Source organism: Pedobacter sp. TM02 (assembly GCF_059705275.1).
This window is the reverse complement of the sequence record NZ_AP046530.1, coordinates 1,914,766-1,935,172: the sequence shown is the minus strand read 5'-3', so window position 1 is coordinate 1,935,172 and position 20,407 is coordinate 1,914,766. Positions and strand designations below refer to the sequence as shown.

General features: G+C 45.4%; 13 protein-coding genes. 5 read left to right on the top strand and 8 right to left on the bottom strand.

The features are described 5' to 3' along the window. The first annotated feature begins 90 nt into the window (after positions 1-90). Positions 91-1,317, top strand: a complete 1,227-nt coding sequence (locus tag AC6H1S_RS08050) for an MFS transporter (RefSeq protein WP_497565814.1) — start codon at positions 91-93, stop codon at positions 1,315-1,317. 3 nt (positions 1,318-1,320) lie between these two features. Here AC6H1S_RS08050 and AC6H1S_RS08045 read toward each other — a convergent pair whose 3' ends face one another. The 5 genes from AC6H1S_RS08045 to AC6H1S_RS08025 all read right to left on the bottom strand — a co-directional run bounded on the left by AC6H1S_RS08045 (position 1,321) and on the right by AC6H1S_RS08025 (position 9,054). Next, the gene (locus AC6H1S_RS08045) at positions 1,321-4,458 is read right to left on the bottom strand and encodes an efflux RND transporter permease subunit (RefSeq protein ID WP_497565813.1); all 3,138 of its coding nucleotides are present in this window, start codon (positions 4,456-4,458) and stop codon (positions 1,321-1,323) included. Between the two features lie 12 nt (positions 4,459-4,470). Continuing rightward, a complete protein-coding gene (locus AC6H1S_RS08040; RefSeq protein ID WP_497565812.1) occupies positions 4,471-5,550 on the bottom strand; it encodes an efflux RND transporter periplasmic adaptor subunit in 1,080 nt (359 codons plus the stop codon). A 5-nt stretch (positions 5,551-5,555) separates the two neighbouring features. Continuing rightward, on the bottom strand, positions 5,556-6,824 hold the full coding sequence (locus AC6H1S_RS08035) for a TolC family protein (protein ID WP_497565811.1): 1,269 nt from the start codon (positions 6,822-6,824) through the stop codon (positions 5,556-5,558). A gap of 191 nt (positions 6,825-7,015) precedes the next feature. Then, on the bottom strand, positions 7,016-8,371 hold the full coding sequence (locus AC6H1S_RS08030; RefSeq protein WP_497565810.1) for an ATP-binding protein: 1,356 nt from the start codon (positions 8,369-8,371) through the stop codon (positions 7,016-7,018). Next, the gene (locus AC6H1S_RS08025; RefSeq protein WP_497565809.1) at positions 8,368-9,054 is read right to left on the bottom strand and encodes a response regulator transcription factor; all 687 of its coding nucleotides are present in this window, start codon (positions 9,052-9,054) and stop codon (positions 8,368-8,370) included. The genes AC6H1S_RS08030 and AC6H1S_RS08025 overlap by 4 nt, the downstream gene beginning before the upstream one ends. Before the next feature lie 349 nt (positions 9,055-9,403). On the opposite strand from AC6H1S_RS08025, the gene AC6H1S_RS08020 reads away from it, so the two are divergent. From AC6H1S_RS08020 to AC6H1S_RS08010, 3 genes are all read left to right on the top strand, one after another. Then, complete coding sequence (locus AC6H1S_RS08020) at positions 9,404-9,760, top strand: hypothetical protein (protein WP_497565808.1); 357 nt, start codon at positions 9,404-9,406, stop codon at positions 9,758-9,760. 70 nt (positions 9,761-9,830) lie between these two features. Beyond that, a complete protein-coding gene (locus AC6H1S_RS08015; protein ID WP_497565807.1) occupies positions 9,831-14,201 on the top strand; it encodes a CusA/CzcA family heavy metal efflux RND transporter in 4,371 nt (1,456 codons plus the stop codon). 4 nt (positions 14,202-14,205) lie between these two features. Next, positions 14,206-15,336 carry an efflux RND transporter periplasmic adaptor subunit gene (locus tag AC6H1S_RS08010; protein WP_497565806.1) on the top strand — a complete coding sequence of 377 codons (1,131 nt, stop codon included), beginning with the start codon at positions 14,206-14,208 and terminating at the stop codon, positions 15,334-15,336. A gap of 36 nt (positions 15,337-15,372) precedes the next feature. On the opposite strand, the gene AC6H1S_RS08005 is transcribed toward AC6H1S_RS08010, so the two are convergent. Both AC6H1S_RS08005 and AC6H1S_RS08000 read right to left on the bottom strand, forming a co-directional pair. After that, positions 15,373-16,776 carry a pyridoxal phosphate-dependent decarboxylase family protein gene (locus tag AC6H1S_RS08005; RefSeq protein WP_497565805.1) on the bottom strand — a complete coding sequence of 468 codons (1,404 nt, stop codon included), beginning with the start codon at positions 16,774-16,776 and terminating at the stop codon, positions 15,373-15,375. Between the two features lie 321 nt (positions 16,777-17,097). Next, positions 17,098-17,556 carry a GNAT family N-acetyltransferase gene (locus AC6H1S_RS08000; RefSeq protein WP_497565804.1) on the bottom strand — a complete coding sequence of 153 codons (459 nt, stop codon included), beginning with the start codon at positions 17,554-17,556 and terminating at the stop codon, positions 17,098-17,100. 92 nt (positions 17,557-17,648) lie between these two features. Between AC6H1S_RS08000 and AC6H1S_RS07995 the strand changes: the two genes are divergently transcribed. Then, complete coding sequence (locus AC6H1S_RS07995; protein ID WP_497565803.1) at positions 17,649-19,100, top strand: aminotransferase-like domain-containing protein; 1,452 nt, start codon at positions 17,649-17,651, stop codon at positions 19,098-19,100. 119 nt (positions 19,101-19,219) lie between these two features. Here AC6H1S_RS07995 and uxuA read toward each other — a convergent pair whose 3' ends face one another. Continuing rightward, entirely contained in the window at positions 19,220-20,395 is a 1,176-nt protein-coding gene (gene uxuA, locus AC6H1S_RS07990) for a mannonate dehydratase (RefSeq protein WP_497565802.1), read from the bottom strand. Positions 20,396-20,407: the final 12 nt, after the last annotated feature.

Genomic DNA, 20,407 nt, shown 5'->3' with positions numbered 1-20,407 from the left:
GAGAGGCCAATATTTAGTTCACAAATATTTTTTATTTCAAATCATCAGATGATATGATGTATATTTTTTACACTATTACCTTTCGTCCTTATGGAAACTAAAATCCCCCAAAACCCAAATGCTGCTGATGCCAAGGCGTTGGCACAGCAAACCATTTTTTCTATTCTGTTTACGGTTAGCCTTACCCATCTCATCAACGACATGTTGCAGGCCGTTGTGCCTGCGGTATACCCTATTTTAAAAGACGAGTTTCATTTAACTTTTGCCCAGGTGGGGCTAATTACCCTTACCTATCAGCTCACCGCATCTTTGTTGCAGCCTTTTGTGGGTTTGTATACCGATCGCAATCCGCGCCCTTATTCGCTGGTGATAGGCATGGGCTTTACTTTGATCGGCTTGGTTGCCGTGTCGTTTGCCTCGAGTTTTATACATGTACTGTTGGCCGTCAGCCTGATTGGTATCGGTTCGTCTATTTTCCATCCAGAATCATCGAGGGTAGCACATTTGGCTTCAGGTGGCAAAAAAGGCCTCGCCCAATCCATTTTCCAGTTGGGCGGCAATGCAGGCAGTGCCTTGGGGCCCTTGCTGGCTGCCATTATTGTAGTGCCTTATGGCCAGTTTAACATCATTTGGTTTTCGCTGATAGCCATTGTGGGCATGATGGTGCTTTCGGTGGTTTCTAAATGGTACAAAGTTCATTTGGTTAACCGCGCCGCTAAAAAAGCTAATTTCTCTGACGAAGTGGTGAGCAAATTCTCGAAGAAAAAAGTGATTTTCTCTTTGTTTATTTTATTGGTACTGGTTTTCTCTAAATACTTTTACATGGCCAGCATGACCAGCTACTACACCTTTTATTTGATGGACAAGTTCCATTTGAGCATTCAACAGTCGCAGGTTTATCTGTTTGCCTTTTTAGCGGCCGTAGCGGCCGGAACCTTGTTTGGCGGTCCGCTTGGCGACCGTTTTGGCCGTAAGTATATCATCTGGATTTCCATTCTGGGCGTAGCGCCCTTTACCTTGCTATTGCCTTATGTAGGCTTGTTCTGGACGGGTATTCTTTCTGTTATTATCGGTTTGATCCTTTCTTCCGCATTCTCGGCCATATTGGTTTATGCCACCGAACTTGTTCCGGGAAAAGTTGGCATGATTGCCGGGCTTTTCTTTGGTCTTGCTTTCGGCATGGGTGGTTTAGGCTCGGCCTTGCTGGGCAAATTGGCCGACCAAACCAGCATCGAATATGTATACAAAGTCTGCGCATTTTTGCCATTGATAGGCATCATCACTGGCTTTTTACCCAATATAGAACGTAAGAAATAGTCTTTAGCCAGCGCTTAGGCGCTCGGCTTTGCTGGTTGTTCTGCGGTACGAAAGGAAAAAGAACAACGGAAACACCAGCAGCGTTAATACGGTAGCGGTAATCAGTCCACCAATAACCACAATGGCCAAAGGCTTGGAAGTTTCCGATCCAATACCGGTTGACAGGGCGGCAGGCATCAGCCCAATGGCTGCCATCAGGGCTGTCATCACCACTGGCCTTACCCTCGAGCGTACGCCGTCTTTAATGGCTTGTTCGAGGGAAAGGCTATTTAATTCGCTCAACCGCAGCTTTTGTACGTTGCTTTTAAAAACCGAAATCAGGATCACACCGTTCTGTATGCAGATCCCAAACAGGGCGATAAAGCCTATGCCTGCAGAGATGCTGAAATTGGTACCGGTAAACAGCAAAGCGGCAATACCGCCAATGATGGCGAATGGCACGTTGAGCAATACAATACCGGCATCTTTGGCATTTCCAAATAGCATAAAGAGGATCAAAAAGATAACCAACAAGCTAACTGGAACCACTTCCTGCAGGCGTTTGGTAGCGCGTTGCTGGTTTTCAAAATCGCCAGCCCATTCCATTTCGTAGCCTTTGCCCAGTTTTACGACTTCATTTACTTTGTTTTGTGCCTCGCCGATGGTACTGCCCATATCGCGACCACGAACCGAGAACTTAACGGCACTGTAGCGGCGGTTATCGTCACGAAATATCAAACTCGGTCCCGTTAGACGTTGAATGGAAGCAATATTCTTTATCGGCACCTGCGAGCCTCTTATTGTCGGCACCATCAGGTTGCCAATGGCTTCGGCGCTACTCCGATAGGCTTCTTCATAACGCAGGCGCAACTGGAATTTCTTTTCGCCTTCGTAAATCTGCGAAATAGCCTTGCCTCCTATGGCCATCTCAATAATGGCATTGGCATCGGCAGTAGTTACCCCATACAAAGCCATTTTAGAGGCATCCAGATCGATGCGCAGTTCGGGTTGGCCCATGTTTCTGATCACCCCCAAATCTTCTACACCCGGCACATTTTTCATCACGGCAAATACCTCGTTGGCTTTTTGCTCGGTAATGGCCAGGCTATCGCCATAAATCTTCACCACCAAAGAGCCTTTTACACCCGATACGGCTTCTTCTACGTTATCCATAATAGGTTGCGAAAAATTGAGGTCGATGCCCGGAAATCTTTCCAATTCCTTTTGCATCTGATCGATGAGCTGTTCTTTGCTGATTTTGCTTTTCCACTCTTTTTTCGGATAGATATCTACGTGGAACTCAATGTTGTAAAATCCCGTAGCATCGGTACCGTCATTGGGCCTTCCGGTTTGCGACATCACCTGCCTGACTTCTGGAAATTTGCGAATGATTTTACGCATCTGGTTGGCAATATTTTTCGATTGATCGAGCGAAATGCTCAACGGACAGGTTGCCCTGATGTAAATCGCGCCTTCATCCAATTCGGGCAAAAACTCGGTGCCCAGAAACTTGAACGAAAACAAACCGGTTGCCACCACTGCCATAGCCGAAACCAGGGCAATTCTTTTGTTGCGGTACGACCACGAAAAAAGTTTCATTACACCATTGGTTAAGCCTTCTACAAAGCTGTTGTGCTTTTCCTTTACGTTTTTGCGCAGCAGCAAACTGCTGAGCAAAGGCACCAGGGTCAAGGTTAAAATCAAGGCACCCAACAGGGCGAAACCCAGCGTCCAGGCCAAAGGCGAGAACATTTTGCCTTCTACCTTTTGAAAGGCAAAAATTGGCAATAGCGCGGCGATGATAATGAGTTTGGAAAAGAAAACGGCCTTTCCCAATTCTCCACCAGTGTTTTTTATCGCACCTAACTTCGATAACTGGTTGAAACGAGGCATTCCTACTTTGTGCGCCTTTTGATCGAGCACCACAAAAATACCTTCTACCATTACCACCGCCCCATCTATAATAATACCAAAATCGATGGCACCCATAGATAGCAGGTTCGCGCTCATGCCTTTTAGGGTTAAACAAACAAATGCAAACAACAAGGCCAACGGAATAATTATGGCCACAATAAAAGTGGTTCGCCAATCGGCCATAAACAGAAAAACAATAACCGTTACGAAAATAATGCCCTCCAGCATGTTGTGCAACACGGTATGGGTGGCAAAACTGATCAGGTCGTTGCGGTTATAAAAAGTATTGATCTTTACATCTTCGGGCAGTACCTTTTCATTCAGGTATTCTATTTTTTCCTGAACCTTACGGATTACCTCGCTCGGATTCTCGCCCTTGCGCATAACCACAATGCCTTCTACCACGTCATTGAGCTGGTCGCGACCTACCTGACCCAATCTGGGCAGGCTCGATATTGCCACCGAAGCCACGTCTTTCACCAAAATGGGCGTTCCATCAATGTTGGTTACAATAATGTTGCGGATTTCTTCTTCGTTTTGCAACAAGCCGATACCACGCACTACATAAGCCTGGGCATTATCAACAATGACATCGCCACCCACGTTGATGTTGCTTTTTGAAGCCGCTTCGTAAACATCCAGGGGGCTAATATTGTAAGAAGCCAATTTTTCTGGGTTAACTTTGATTTCGAAGGTTTTCACTTCTCCTCCAAAGCTCACGATATCGCCTACGCCGGGCACGCCCAACAATTGGCGTTCTATAACCCAATCTTGCAAGGTTTTGAGTTCTTTTACGGTTTTAGAATGACTGGTTAAGGTATAGCGAAAAATCTCGCCGGTTGGTCCGGTTGGTGGCTGTACATCGGGATCGGCGCCTTCGGGCAGGGCCACATCGCGCAGGAGGTTGTTTACTTGCTGACGGGCAAAGGCATCGTCAACTCCATCGTCGAAAATTACTTTGACCACCGAGAGCCCAAATACTGTGGTAGACCTTACCGAAGTTTTCTTTTGCACAGGATTAAGCGCTACTTCAATGGGCATGGAAACGAATTTCTCCACCTCTTCGGCGCTTCGGCCCGGCCATTGCGTAATCACGGTGATTTGCGTGTTGGTTACATCGGGAAAGGCTTCTATCGGAATATGCTTAAAGGCCAATGCTCCCCAAATAATCAGCACCAAAGTGGCCAAAAAGATGAAAAACTTATTCTTGAGCGAAAAGGCAATGATACTTTTGATGATTTTAGACATGCGCTTTTGGTATTAATTATTGGTCAATGCCTGATACAAGAATAATTGCGAACTGGTTACCACTTCGTCGCCAAGGGCAAGACCTGTAACATAGGCTTTATCCTCAAAGCGGCTCATCACCTGAATAGCTTGTACGCTGAGTTTGTTGTTCTTTTTCACAACCACATAGTTTTTGCCGTTATCCATCACCATGGCCTGTGCCGGAATGGTCAATGCCTTTTGGGTTACCTTACGGTCTACTCTTACCTTAGCGAACATTTCGGGCTTAAATTCGTTGTTGGCGTTATTCATGCTGATGCGCACTTTCATGGTACGGGTACTAGCATCGAGCACATTGTAGATTTTGTCTATTTTGCCGGTATAGCTTTTTTCGGGATTGGCCAGCGTGCTTACCTTTACCTCGTCGCCCAAATGCACGCTATTCATATCCGCTTCGTATACATTGGCCATAATCCATACATCAGACAAGTCGGCAATGACAAAGAGATCTGCATTGTTGTCGGGGCGAATGGCCGAGTTGTTGGTGATGTTTTTTTCGATGACATAACCGCTAATTGGTGCCTTGATGAGGTACTGCGATTGGTTTCCTCCCGAAATAGAGGCTATTTGTTTGGCTTTTTGCAGATCGGCAATCGATTTATTGTAATTTACCTTGGCACCGAGGTAGTCTTGTTCGGTAGCCAGGTTGCCCTCGTATAACGATTTGGTAGTGGCCAGTGTTTTTTCGGCTAGTATGGCATTGGCTTCGGCATTGGCCAAATCGTTTGCAATGCCCGCCACTTCGGTACTGTTCAGCAGGGCGAGGACTTGCCCCTTGTGCACAAAATCGCCCAATTCTACTTTTAGCGACTGTACCTTGCCACTCACCAAGGCAAATACCTTGGCCTGATGCGCTTCGTTGGCCTGTACTTTGCCATTGAGCTTGATGATACCGTTTTCGTCTTCGAGCTTTACCGGTACGGTTTGTACGTTTTTGATCAAACTATCGGGCGACAGCTCGTCCGATTGAGGTGCTTCGGTAGGCTTGTCGGCACAGGCTGCAAAAAAGCTGCTTGCCAGCAGGGCCATCACATAGAATGGAAATTTCTTCATCTGTATCAATAATTGAAAATGGTTTTGCCCACGGCGAATTGCAAGGTTTCAATAGCCTGCATATGTTCGTTCTGCAACTGGTAAAACTGGACGAGGTTATCTTTATAGCTTTCGTAGAAATCGGTAAACTCCAATAGGCTCAGGTCTTTGCGCTGAAAACCATTGGCAACGGAAACGAGCAGTTTTTGAAGCTCCTGTACAAATCCAGGATCGAATGACTGGAGCATCTGGCTGGTATTGATGGCTTTGAGGTAAGCCGATTGCACCTCTTTGCGCAGGGTTTCGTTTTGCAGCTGCAACACTACTTTTGACTGGTCGATATTAAACTTCGCCGATTTGATATTTCCCTGGTTGCGGTTAAAGAACGGCAGGTCGATACCCACTGTAAAAAAGGTAGCATTGTCTACAAAACTCCCCCTTTTATCGAACTGTGCACCCAAGGTCACATCTGGAACAGCCAAGGCTTTTTGCAGGGCATAGTTTTGCTGACTGTAAACCAGGTTTTGCCGGGCTTCCTTCAAATCGTAGCGATTGGCGGTGGCAGTATCTAATAAACTGGCCAAAGAATAGCGTTTCAGTTCGTCGGCTATATGGAGTTGCTTAACCACAGGTATCAATGGAGCCCTGTTTTGCAAAAGCAACTGGAGTTCTGCATTGATTTCGTTCACCTGGTTTTGCAAAGAGGTTTGTTCGGCCTTCAAGGTGTACAGCAACGATTTGATGCGAACAGCATCTTTTAAGGTCACCATTCCCTTGGCCAACAATTCTTGGTGTGCGGTATTCAGCTTTTCGAGGTACGAAACCTGCAAGGCATAGCCATTGATAGCTTGCTGCAAAAAGTAGAGCTGGTAAAAATTGCTGCGCAAGGTAAATTGTAGCGTACGCAACAGATCGAAAAAACGGCTTTCTTCTAAAACCACATTGGTTTGTGCCATTTTAACCTGCTTGTTTCTCTTACCGGCCAAGTTAATCAGCTGGGTAACCTCTACTGTGTATTGCCCATAGGGACTGCCTATGTTAAAGGCTTTTTTGAGCTGTGGATTATAAATATTGCCTTCGAACTGGATGTTGGGGTTATTATACAGCCTAGCTTGGATCACCTGCGCCTTGGCCATATCGATATGGTAGCGTTGAGCCAAAAGCGAAAGGTTCTGTTGCAAAAAGATCTTTTCGGCTTCGGGCAAGGTTAAGCGCAAACTGTCTTGTGCCCAACAAAGCTGGTGCAATAGGCTTAAGGCTAAAATAATGGCTACTTTGAGGTAGTTTCTTCTCATCTTGTTTATCGCGTAAAATGCGAATGGCCCAAAATTAGATTCCCATCATTAGAGATTGGTTTTGGCTAGATTAGAAAATGATTAGAAGGGTATTGTGTAGAGCGTATTGCGCTAATTGTTCAATTGTATAACTGCTGACGAAAATCTATCGCTATACCCCGTACGCAATACGCTATACTCAGTACGTTATACTAATGGAAAACAAGCGTAACACAAGTGCCCTGTTCTAGTTCGGAAAGCAGTTGTGCTTCGATGCCATGTAATTGCAAAATCTGTTTGGTAATGTACAAACCGATACCCTGCCCTTTGATATGACGGGTTTGGTTGCTGCGATAGAACAGTTCGAAAACCGCTACTCTATCATTTAGGGGAATGCCGGGGCCGTTATCGCTAATAGACACTTGCAATTGTCCATTCATTATCGAAATCAGCACATTTACCTTTGGCGGTTCCGAAAATTTGATCGCATTGTCCAAGAGGTTCGATAAAGCGATGTAAAGCAGTTCCCTATTGGCTCTTATCGTCAAGAGCTGTTCTTGCAAAGGTGGTATTTGTACATCGACCGAAACCTGTGCATGTGGGTATTCGATGGCTTTTTTCTCTAATACGTTCCACAAAACTTCGTCAATGCGCACCTCGGTCATTTTTTGCTCGCCCGACATTTCTAAGCCAGAGAGGATCAGCAGGCTATCTAAAATAGACTTGAGGTGTACCGTATCGTTTTTGAGCGAAGCCAGCAAAGCCTCGTATTCTGCGGGGCTGCGGGGCTGATTAAGGGTTACTTCGATATCGCCCATCATGGCGGTTAATGGCGTTTTAAGTTCGTGTGAAGCATTTTTCAAGAAATTCTTCTGGGTTTGCACGCCGTTTTCTAAACGAGCCAAAAAATAGTTGAAGGTAATGATCAGTTCTTTGATTTCATCTTTGTGACCGCTTGGCACCTCTAAACGCGAATGGAGGTTATCAGTGGTCATTGAATTTACCTTTTTGATCAGCGTGGCGAAAGGCCTGAATGTTCTTTTGGCCAAAAAACCGGCCAACAGAAAATGGATGAGCGCACCAAGCAGGTAAAAGAAAACCAGCATTTTTTTCAAGGCATCTAATTGCGTATTTCCGGCATTATCTGTTCCGGAAACAACAATGATGAAATTGCCTTGGTTGTCTTTATAATACAAGCCTGCCAATTGCTTATCGCCTAGCTTAAAAGTAAGGCTGCCTTCGGCCACTATTTTGTCGAGCATTTCGGCAGAAAGCCTCAAATTAAGTTTATCGTCAATAAACAAGCTTTTATCGTCGGCATGATATACACGGATCGATTCGTTATAGATGCGCCTGTACTGAGCCTCGATGCTTCGGTATTTTTTGTCGTTTACTTCGTCTTTCTCAAAATAGAAATAAGCAGCTGTATTGGCGCGCTCGAGCAATTTTTTAAAGTAAAGTTCGCGTGTATGTTGTTTAAACAATAAAAAAGTGCCTAAAAACACCAATCCTAAGGCAAAGGCAAAAAGCAGGGTCGAAAGAATGATGAGCTTATTTCTTAAGGTCATGGCATTTTCAATTTAAACATATATCCAGTACCCTTGATGGTATGGATCAGCGGCTGTTCAAAATCCTTGTCTATTTTGTTGCGCAGGTAGTTGATGTACACATCTACCGAATTGGAGGTGGTATCGAAATTAATGTCCCATACGGCTTGTGCAATAGAAATGCGTGAAAGGGCCTTTTCACGGTTCTTCATCAGAAAAACCAGGAGTTTAAATTCGCGTGGCGACAAATTGAGCGCCTTGCCGTCGCGCTGGGCACTTTGTTCCTTTACATTGATTTCTACGCCGCCGTAGCGCTGAAAATCGACAATGCCATTGTTGAACTCGGTTCTTCTCAGCTGGGCGTTGATGCGCGCCAACAGCTCATCGAACAGAAAAGGCTTGGCCAAATAGTCATCGGCGCCGCTTTCCAAGCCGCGTACTTTTTCTTCGGGTGTATCCAAAGCGCTGAGGATAATAATCGGCGTGGTATTTTTGCGTTGCCTCAGCAGAGTACAAACCTCAAATCCACTGATATCGGGCAGCATGATGTCTAAAATGATGACATCGTACTTGTTTTCGCTGGCTTCGTCGATCGCTTCTCGCCCCTTGCCTACCGTTTTAACCTGGTATAGATTTTCTCTTAGCCCTTTTTCAATAAAGGAAGCCACACGTTGGTCATCTTCGGTAAGGAGTATTCTGTTCATCAAAAGCAAAGTTGTGATTTTATGTTTACGAAACCACGTTTTTATGGAAAATTTACCTGAAGGGTATTGAGTAGTTTGACTAGCGAAGGTAAACCACAGATTAACCAGATTTATGTTTTCATCAAGCCAAATCGCCAATTGAAAACTGCGAACTGCAAACCAAATCAGGCACTTCTCAGCAATGATTAGATATTAGCAACCTCAATACGCCTTACCAAAACCCGTTAATCTTTGGCTAGCAATGCAACAAAACTGTTGATTTAAAGTCAATCATACTTTAAAATTTCTTTGGATTTGTATTTTTTATACTTTTGCCTTTGTGAACAGGCTCTATTCATATCTCCTGATAATGGTCGTGACTTTTAACATCACGCCAGTGCATCAGTTGCTCAAAATACCTGCACTTTTCCATCATTTTCACTACCACAGCCAACAAAGTCCCGATATTTCTTTTATCGATTTTCTTTCCATGCATTATTGGGGTAGCGACCACAGCGACTCGGACGACGAGGAAGACATGAAGCTACCGTTTAAAAAGATGGCCAATCCTGCTGTACTTCCGTTTTGCATTCCGGCCAAGCCTTTGCTGGTTACAGCGGTTTTTTTATTCAAATACTCGCAAAACTATCCTTTGCCTAACGACAGCTTTATTCCCGACAACATCAATTCATCGCTGTTCAGACCTCCGCGTCCTGCTGCATGCTAAGCTTTCGGCCAAAGGCCGATTAATTATCTGTATGCAAACAACGCTTTCTGCGTCTTAACAACTTAATTTTATGATGAACAAAATCATCAGCTTTTCTGTAAAGAACAAGCTGGTTATAGGGCTATTCGTATTTGCCCTATTGCTATGGGGTATTTTCGAACTGAGAAAACTCCCTATCGACGCTGTACCTGACATCACCGACAACCAGGTACAAGTACTGACCGTATCCCCTTCTTTGGGTGCTCCAGACATTGAACGATTAATTACTTTCCCGATAGAACAATCGTGCAGCAACATCCCGGGCCTTAAACAAATCAGAAGTTTTTCGAGATTTGGCCTCTCGCTGGTTACCATTGTTTTTAATGATGATACCGACCTCTATTGGGCCAGGCAACAAGTAACCGAACGACTGCAACAAGTACAACGCGACTTGCCTTCGGGCATTGGTTCGCCCGAATTGGCGCCCGTGAGTACCGGCCTAGGCGAAATTTACCAGTATGTAGTGAGGCCCAAAGCCGGTTATGAGCATAAATATGATGCCATGCAACTTCGGACCATTCAAGACTGGATTGTACGTCGGCAATTGATGGGTACCAAAGGTGTAGCCGAAGTTTCGAGCTTTGGCGGCAAGCTCAAACAATATGAAATTGCCGTTAATCCTAGCTACCTCAAAGCCAACAACATTACCATTGCCGATATTTTTGCCGCCCTTGAAAAAAACAATCAAAATACAGGTGGTGCCTACATTGAGAAAGGGCCTACGGTACTCTATATCAGAAGCGAAGGCTTAACCGCCAGTTTGGAAGATATTGGCAAAATTGTAGTCAAAACGCTCGACAATGGCCTGCCTGTGTTGGTAAGAGACGTAGCCAAGGTGCAACTCGGCTCGGCCATCCGCTATGGAGCCATGACCTATAACGACAAAGGCGAAGTGGCTGGCGCCGTAGTAATGATGCTCAAAGGCGAAAACAGCTCGGTAGTGGTGGAACGTGTGAAGAAAAAAATTGCCGAAATACAGAAAGACCTGCCCGAAGGCGTAGTGGTAGAGCCCTTTTTAGACCGTACCAAGATGGTAAACAGCGCCATCGAAACAGTAGAAACCAACCTACTGGAAGGTGCATTGATCGTGGTTTTTGTATTGGTGTTCTTTTTGGGCAACCTGCGTGCTGGGCTCATCGTATCATCGGTTATTCCCTTGGCCATGCTGTTTGCCATCATCCTCATGAACATGTTTGGTGTGGGTGGCAACCTGATGAGTTTGGGCGCTATCGATTTCGGGTTGATTGTTGATGGTTCGGTAATCGTGGTAGAGGCCGTGCTGCACCGTTTCTCGCATTCGCACCAATTTAGAAAACTCAGTTCCATCTCGCAGGAGGAAATGGACAAAGAGGTTTCCAAATCGACCGGTAGCATCATCAATTCTGCGGTATTCAGTCAAATTATCATCCTGATAGTTTACTTGCCCATTCTTTCATTAGAAGGCATAGAAGGCAAAATGTTTAGACCCATGGCACTCACTATTGCCTTTGCCATCCTAGGTGCTTTCATCTTGTCCATTACCTATGTACCGATGATGAATGCGCTTTTCCTAAGCAAAAAACTAAACCATAAAGCTACTTTGGCCGACAAGGTAACCATTTGGTTAGAAAGAAGATACATGCCCTTACTCAAGCGATTGATGAAATTTCCAAAAACCATGATCTTAACTACTTTGGCCTTGTTTGCCGTTGCCGTTATGGTACTAGGACGCTTGGGCGGCGAATTTATCCCGCAGATTGAAGAAGGCGATTTTGCCGTCGAAACGCGCTTGTTGACCGGCAGTAACCTGAATAATACCATTAAATATACCCAACAAGCTTCTGGCATTTTGCTGAAGAAGTTTCCAGAAGTAGAAAAAGTGGTGACCAAAATAGGCAGCGCCGAAATACCAACCGACCCGATGCCTTTTGAGGCTGGCGATATGATGGTAATCCTCAAACCCAAAAAAGAATGGACCTCTGCCACTTCTTTCCCCGAACTTTCCGAAAAAATGACCAAAGAACTCTCGGCCGTTCCGGGTATTACGGTGGGCTTTCAGTTTCCGGTACAGATGCGCTTTAACGAGCTGATGACCGGAGCCCGTCAGGATGTTGTGTGCAAGATCTTTGGCGAAGATTTAGACAGTCTTTCTGTTTATGCACATCGCTTAAACGAGATTATCCAAACCGTACCGGGTGCCATCAACATTTATGAAGAAACGGTTACGGGCATGCCTCAAATCGTGATCAAATTTAACCGCGATGCCTTGGCCAAATACGGACTGAATGTAGAAGACATCAACAATACGGTCAATACCGCTTTTGCCGGAAAGAGCGCCGGACAGGTATACGAAGGCGAAAAACGTTTTGATTTGGTGGTGAGGCTTAACGAAGAAGCCAAAAAGAACATCGACGACATCAGAAACCTCATGATATCGACCAGAAACGGCTATCAGATTCCGATTTCGGAAGTGGCCGAAATTACCGAAGTGGAAGGCGTAAACCAAATCCAGCGCGAAAACACCAAAAGACGTATCGTCATCGGCTTCAACGTTACCGGGCGCGATGTGCAGACCATTGTAGCCGAACTGCAGCAAAAAGCCGAGAAACAACACAAATTGCCCGCCGGCTATAGCCTGGTTTATGGCGGCTCTTTCGAAAACATGAATGCCGCCAAAGACCGTTTGGCCATTGTGGTACCCGTAGCCCTGCTCATGATTTTCTTGCTGCTGTATTTTGCCTTTAACTCGGTAAAACAGGGCTTGTTGATTTATACGGCCATCCCGCTCTCGGCCATGGGTGGCATTTTTGCGCTTTGGGTGCGCGATATGCCTTTCAGCATTTCAGCTGGTGTAGGTTTTATTGCGCTTTTTGGGGTAGCAGTATTGAACGGCATTTTGTTGGTTTCAGAATTTAACCGCCTTAAAAAGGAAGGCTGGACCGATTTGCGGCGAATTGTGGTGCACGCTACCAAAACCAAGCTGCGTGCCGTCCTGATGACAGCACTGGTACCTTCGCTGGGCTTTATTCCGATGGCCATCAGCACCGGAGCAGGAGGCGCTGTACAAAAACCTTTGGCCACCGTTGTAATCGGCGGCTTGATCATTTCAACCCTGCTTACGCTCTTTGTATTGCCCGTTTTATATATTCTTTTTGAGAAAGGCTTCAAATATTTTAAACCAAAACCGGTTGTGGCTATTTTATTTGGCGTGTTTCTGCTGAACAACAGCGCCAAAGCCCAAGAACGAGTAGGCCTTAACGATTTGCTGCAAAAGGCTTCGGCCAATTACCCAACCATGAATGCCGCCCGATTGAACGAAAGCTACCTCAACGCTTTAATTCCAACAGCGGTAGATATTCCCAAAACAGATTTGGCTTACGAGGCAGGTCATTTAAATGGCAGCTTTAACGACAACAGGTTTACGGTTTCGCAAAGTTTTCAATTCCCGACCGTTTACAGCAGACAGAAAGATGTCAACCGCTCTATGCTTAACGTTGGGCGAGCACAAACGGCCATCCAGTTGCTCGATTTGCAGACCGAGATCAAAAACCTGTATTTTAATCTTTTGGTAATCGACCAGAAAAAAACGGTACTTCTCAAAGCTGATAGCATTTATGCACGCTTTGCCGAAAAGGCCGAAAACCGTTACCGCTTGGGCGAAACCGATATTATTGAAAAAACCACAGCCGCCAACCAAAGGCTACAGATTGCTGCCCAGCTCAAGGTGTTGCTGGCCGACCAAACCAGCTTGCAAAAAAGAATGCAAATGCTGGTACAAAGCAAAGAAACCGTAGCCTTGGATGCTAAGGTACTCATCTATCCTATTGATTCGCGCTTATTGTTAGCACCATCTATTGCCCAGAACCCATCTATTTTATGGCAGCAGGAAATGGTAAAGCAAAGCCAGCTGAATCAAAAGCTCGAAAAAAGCAAATTATTGCCTTCGCTTAACTTGGGCTATGCCAATGCCTCGTTTATGGGCTTGCAAAACACGCCAGGTGGTCAGGAGGTATTTTACAATCGTTCGTATCGTTTCCAATCGTTTAGTGCGGGTATTGCCATTCCCCTGTTTTTTAGCGCACAAAATGCCAAAGCTAAAGCCATGGGTATTTATGTACAGCAGCAACAGAAAGAACTCGAAGCTTTGCAACTCAACTACAATGCCGAGCTGGAAAAGGCTTTGGCCAAAGCAAAGGCTTATCAGGAAACTTTAGTGAGCTATCATCAGCAACTGTTGCCCAATGCTGCTAAAATCGAAAAATCGGCTAGTGCCAAGCTCGATGCAGGCGACATCAACTACCTGGATTGGACCATTTTGATTAACCAAACCATTGAGATCAAAAGCCAATACTACCAGTTGATCAATCACTTAAACGAAACACTTATAGAAATTGAACGCCTTAACGGCATCATCATCAAATAACAATATGAAAAATACAATCGCCTTGATTTTTGCAGGTTTGTTCTTTGCTTCTTGTGGCAGCAAACCCGCACCAGCCGAAGTTAAAAAGACAGCCGTTACGCCCACAGAAGAAACCATTGTCCTTAGCGATGCCCAACGGAAAAACGCAGAACTAACCCTTGGCCAAATGGAAGCACGCCCGGTTGAATCGACCCTCAACGTGAACGGCAGCATCGAACTGCCACCAGAAAACCTTCATACCATCAGCTTTCCCCTGGGCGGATTTATCAAAAGCAGCCGATTGGTTAACGGCTCGGCCGTACAAAAAGGAACCATTTTGGCCACTATAGAAGATGTATCCTTTATCCAGATGCAACAAGACTACCTCACAGCCAAATCTAAACTGGCATTTGCAACAGCCGACTATAACCGACAAAAAGAGCTGAACGCTACACAATCGAACAGCCAAAAGGTGTTGCAACAGGCCAAATCCGATTTCGAAACCCAACGCATATTGGTCAATTCGTTAGCCGAAAAACTGAAACTGATTGGCATAACGCCCTCCAAGCTTACCGAAGATAACATGTCGAGAACGGTTAATATCTACTCGCCCATTAACGGATTTGTGGCCAAGGTAAATGTTAATCCGGGCAAGTACGTTGGACCTACCGATGTGTTGTTCGAGATCATCAATCCAGCCGAAACCCATCTTTCGCTTAACATTTTTGAAAACGATGCCAAAAACTTGGCCAAGGGACAAAAAGTAACGTTCAATACCGTTGGCGATCCGAACCAAAAGTTAGAGGCAGAAGTGATGCTGATTACCCAAAATCTCGATGAAAACAGAACGGTTGAAGTACATTGTCACCTGCGTGGAAATCATCAAAAGCTAATTCCCGGCACATTTGTCAATGCGCAAATCAAGCTGAAAAGCCATTCGAGCAATACTTTGCCCGATGGCGCCATTGTGGATTGGCAAGGCAAAAAATATGTTTTTGTAGAAACAGGCACCAATAAGTTTACCGCCAAAGAAGTGCAAACCGGCTATATGGCCGATGGCTATACCGAAATCAAAACGCCGGTTGCAGGCAAATTGGTAACGAGCAATGCCTATACCCTACTTACGGCGATGAAAAACAAAGCTGAAGAAGAATAAAACGAAAAACCCCGATCAAATGGTCGGGGTTTTATTTTAAGAGATAAAACAAGTATTGTAGGCTTGTTGCATGGATTCTTTCGCAATTTCGAGATCATTTGCGCTGGTACGCCAGTTTACAAAGGCTGCACGCATGCAACGCTGTCCTGCATATACCGTTGGCGTGAGGTAAACCTTACCGAGCTTGTTGAGCGTATCTAAATACAAATCGACCTGTTCTTTTCTGTGTTTAAGCGTAAAGCAAACGGTATTGAGCTTTACTGGGGCCAAGAGTTCGAAATTTTCACTTTTAGCAATAAAACCACCAAACTGTTGTGCCAATTGGATCGAATTTTCAACGATGTTTTTAAACCCTTCCCTGCCATAGGCGATTAAACTGAACCAAGCCGGCAAGGCACGCAAACGCCTCGAATTTTCGGGCACATTGCTGGCAAAGGAAAAATTGGTGGCCGGATTGCCCAAGTAGGGCGCATTGGAATTTTGAAAGGTCTGGATCTGCAGATTCTGATGTTCATGGCGCACAAAAGCTACGGCACTGTCGTAAGGCACATTCATCCACTTGTGGCCATCGATCGTAATGCTGTCAGCCGTTTCCCAGCCTTGCAACAAAGAGGCATATTTTGGTGTGCAAGCCGCAAAGCCGCCAAAAGCCGCATCAATGTGCAACCAGAATTTATATTGCCTTTTAAGCTCAGCTATAGCTTGTAAATCGTCAAAATCTGAAGTATTTACTGTGCCGGCGCTGGCGCTTAAAATAATTGGCGAATCCTGGTACATGGCCAACAGACTTTCCAAATCGTCCAAATCGATCGATTCGGTATGGGGCTTGCTTTTAACCTGCACCAGTTGGTTCCGGCCAAAACCCAGCATGGCCAACGATTTGAGTACCGAAGAATGCGGATTAGCACTCAACACCTTAATCCCCGGCAACATGCCATCGGACGCGATGTTATGCTGCAGCTGTTCGCCCGCCCATTGCCTAGCCACAGCCAAACCTGTGAAATTAGACAAGGTAGCTCCGCTCACAAAACTGCCGTTAAAACTTTCGGGCAAGCTAAACAAACGACACATCAGCTTTATGGTTTCATGCTCGATGTGGGCAGAAATATCGCCATTCAACGTTACGCTTTGCGGGTTTTGATCGAAAACACTGCACAACCAGTCGCCAATAAGTGCAGCGGGCGTAGTTCCACCCGTTACAAAGCCCCAGTACCTGGGCCCGCTCGAAGCTGTAATAAGGTGCAGGTAATGGGCCTTAAACAATTGCAGGGCATCTAAGGCCCCACCGCCTTCGGGTAAATCCTTGCTAGCTTTCACTTCATCAGCCTGGTGACTAGTGGATAGCGTTTCCAATTGAGCCAAAAAGTCTATGCCTGTTAATTTAGCCTGTTCTAATATTTCTTCTAAGTAATGGAGGTCTTCTTGGAGTCTGTTCATCATTTTTATTTCAATAAGTTTGGGCTGTGTTTGATGAAAAACAAATGTGACCATCCCACAACCTTTTCTGCCCTCCTGCCGGGCAATGGCACTCTATTTTTTCGAGTTCGTTTATTTCTTTTTATCGGTTCTCAAGAATGCTTCGCAATTTGAGTGACTAAAATGGAGGAAAAGTCGCCGACGGCGCCCTTTACTTTAAAGCTTGCGGTATGGCTACTGCAGTTATGCCACAAAGGCCAAGTTCGGTTTAAAGTAGATCTAACGGCTCCTGCTCGGAGCTGAAAATGGCGCATAAATCTCTTGATGTAAGCAAAATTCACTTCATCATAAAATTAATTGCATCATCGTATCAATGCGCACAAATTCCAATTTATCTACTGGAACCTGTACAAAGCCTAGTTTTTTGTAAATATGGATAGCATCCTGCAGCTTGGAATTGGTGTATAAAATTACTTTGGTTGCACCCAATTGTTTGGCTTTGAGCAGAGCCGCATTACAGAGCACGTACCCCAAACCAAAGCCTCTCGCCGTTTTGGCTACCGTCATTTTGGCCAGCTCATAAACGCCAGGCGACGTAAATTTCAGGGCAACCGTACCTACGATCTCTTGGCCTCTTTTGGCAAACAGGATATGGCCTCCGTCATTTAAAATGGCTTCTTCTGGGTTTTCTAACATCCATTGGTCTGCTTCTTCTACTACAAAATATTCTCGGAGCCAATCGATATTCAGCTGTTCATAATAGGGTTGCAAGGCGGTTTCGTATTCGATAATTTCAGTATTCATAGCTCTAGTGGATTTAATAATCCAAAATTCAGGAAAGAAAACAGATAAAAACAGATGCAGATTTTATATTTTTGAGCATAACAGATTTTGATATGCATACGGCATCCCCAACAACCAACGATTTCCTTTACCAGCAATTGGCAGGAAAAATAGCACAGAACATTTTGGATGGCGTACTCAAAACCGGCGATAAACTGCCATCGGTACGCACTTTGAGCAAAGACCACGGCATTAGCCTGAGTACGGCATTTAAAACTTATGTAGAGCTCGAAAACAAAGGATTGATCGAAGCCAGGCCCAAATCGGGTTACTATGTTCGTTTTACCGATCGCAAAGGAAGGTTGGTAAGTACGGCGCCTCATAGCGAAAAAGAACCTTTTGATGTTAATGTAGACGAAATGTTGGCCATGGTTTACGGCAGCATCAATAAAACGGGAGTTTCGCAACTGTCGATGGCCGCACCAGCCCTTTCTTTGTTGCCCGAGAGCAAGCTCAACAAAACCATGGCCGAAGCCATCCGCGAAAACGCTTTCAGTTGCATCAACTATGAGGATATTCAAGGCAATTTGCGTTTACGCCAACAGGTGGCCAAAAATGCGCTCACCTGGGGAGGCACGTTTACGGCCGATGAAATCGTGAGCACGCAGGGCTGTATGGAAGCACTCGTTTTTTGCCTGAAGGCCGTAGCCGAACCCGGCGATACGATTGCCATTGAAAGCCCGACCTATTTTGGAATTTTCAACGTGATGCAAAGCCAGGGGCTAAAAGTACTCGAAATACCAACTGATCCGCAAACCGGGATCAGCATCGAATATTTAGCCCAGGCCATTGAAAAAGTAAACATTAAAGCCTGCCTGTTTACGCCCAACTTTACCAATCCCTTGGGCTGTGTCATGCCCGACCAGCGCAAGCAACAATTGGTAGCGCTATTGGCCAACAAAGAAATCCCTCTGATTGAAGATGATATTTATGGCGACTTGTTTTTTGGCAAGTCGAGGCCCAGAACCTGCAAAAGCTACGACAAAAACGGCTTGGTACTGCTCTGCTCATCGGTTTCCAAATCGCTGGCACCAGGCTATCGCGTGGGCTGGTGCATCCCCGGCAAGTTTAAAGACAAGGTACTCAACATCAAATTGATGCACACCATATCTTCGGCTACGCCTACGCAGGCAGCCATAGGCTTGTTTTTTGAAACCGGAAGGTTCGACTTGCACATGCGCAACCTGCGAAAAGCCCTGCACACGCAATGTCTGCGCTACCTGCAAGCTATATTCGACTACTTTCCGGAAGAAGTAAAAGTAAACCAGCCGGCTGGTGGCTATGTGCTTTGGGTGGAACTGCCCAAGGACGTAAATGCCTTCGAAATTTTCAGGACGGCCTTAAAACAGCAGATTGGCATTTATCCGGGACAGGTATTCAGCACCGACGGACGTTTTACCAATTACATCCGCATTAGTTTTGGCCATCCGTTTAGTGCCAAGATAGCGCATTCCATACAGGTTTTAGGGGAGTTGATCCGTTCCAGTATGGGAGTTCCGAATTGATGGTTCAGGATTAAAAATCCAGCTATTGAATCTAATAACAGCAATTCGTTGCTATAAAAAATCCAAAGTCTAGAGTCGACTTGATTCTAGGCTTGGGAATTTTTCCTGTAAACTGTCTTCTAATAATTACCCGTAATCCCCATTTCGAGGCCACGTAGTTCGGCCAAGCCCCGTAAACGACCGATGGCCGAATAACCCGGATTGGTTACTTTATTCAAATCATCCAGCATTTGATGTCCATGATCTGGCCTAAATGGCATCGGTTCTTCCCTTTTGGCGTTTTCTGCCGTAACGGCTTTCATCACCTCGTACATGTTAACGTCGCCGCCCAAGTGGTCGGCCTCATAAAAATTGCCTTCCTCATCTTTGGTTACGTTACGCAAGTGCAAGAAATACACGCGTTCTTTCACGGCTTCAAAAATATCGACCAATTGGTTGTCCATTCCGGCACCCAACGAACCCGTACAGTAACAGATACCGTTAAAAGGCTGATCAACGCTTCTCAAAATGTTAACCAGGTCTTCTTTGGTGCTCGCAATGCGTGGCAATCCCAAAATCGGGTATGGCGGATCATCGGGATGGATGGTCATTTTAATGCCGGTTTCGGTGCAAGTAGCTGCAATCCCCGCTAAGAACCAGGCCAAATTGGCTTTTAAACCTTCCCTGCCAATATTTTGGTATTCATCGATGCTAGCCCGCAAGGTTTCCAATTCGATTTCTTTTTCGTTCGGAATACCCATTAGTACGTTGATGCGCAGTTCGGCCAATTCGGCTTCGCTTAAGCTATCCAACCTGGCTTTGGCCTTGGTTAAGATGTTAGCCGGATAAGCTGCTTCGGCGTTTGGGCGTTTTAAAATGTAAATGTCGAATACGGCTAAATCGGTCCAGTTGAAATACAAGGCCTTAGAGCCGTCGGTCATCTCCAGGTCCAATTGCGTACGGGTCCAATCCAATACCGGCATAAAATTGTAGCACACGGTTTTGATGCCACAGGCAGCCAGGTTTCTGAGTGAAGTATTGTAGTTTTCGAGGTATTTCTCGGCGCCTGGCCTACGGGTTTTAATGGCTTCGTGCACCGGAACGCTTTCTACCACTGCCCAATGCAAACCAGCGGCTTCAATAATAGCTTTTCTTTCTCTGATGTCTTCCAATGGCCAAACTTCGCCATGTGGAATATGGTGCAAGGCGGTAACAATTCCTGTTGCACCTGCCTGTTTCACATCCTGCAAGCTCACCGGGTCGTTCGGTCCATACCAGCGCCAAGTTTGCAGTAATTTATGTTGGTTTGTACTCATCTATTTAAATGT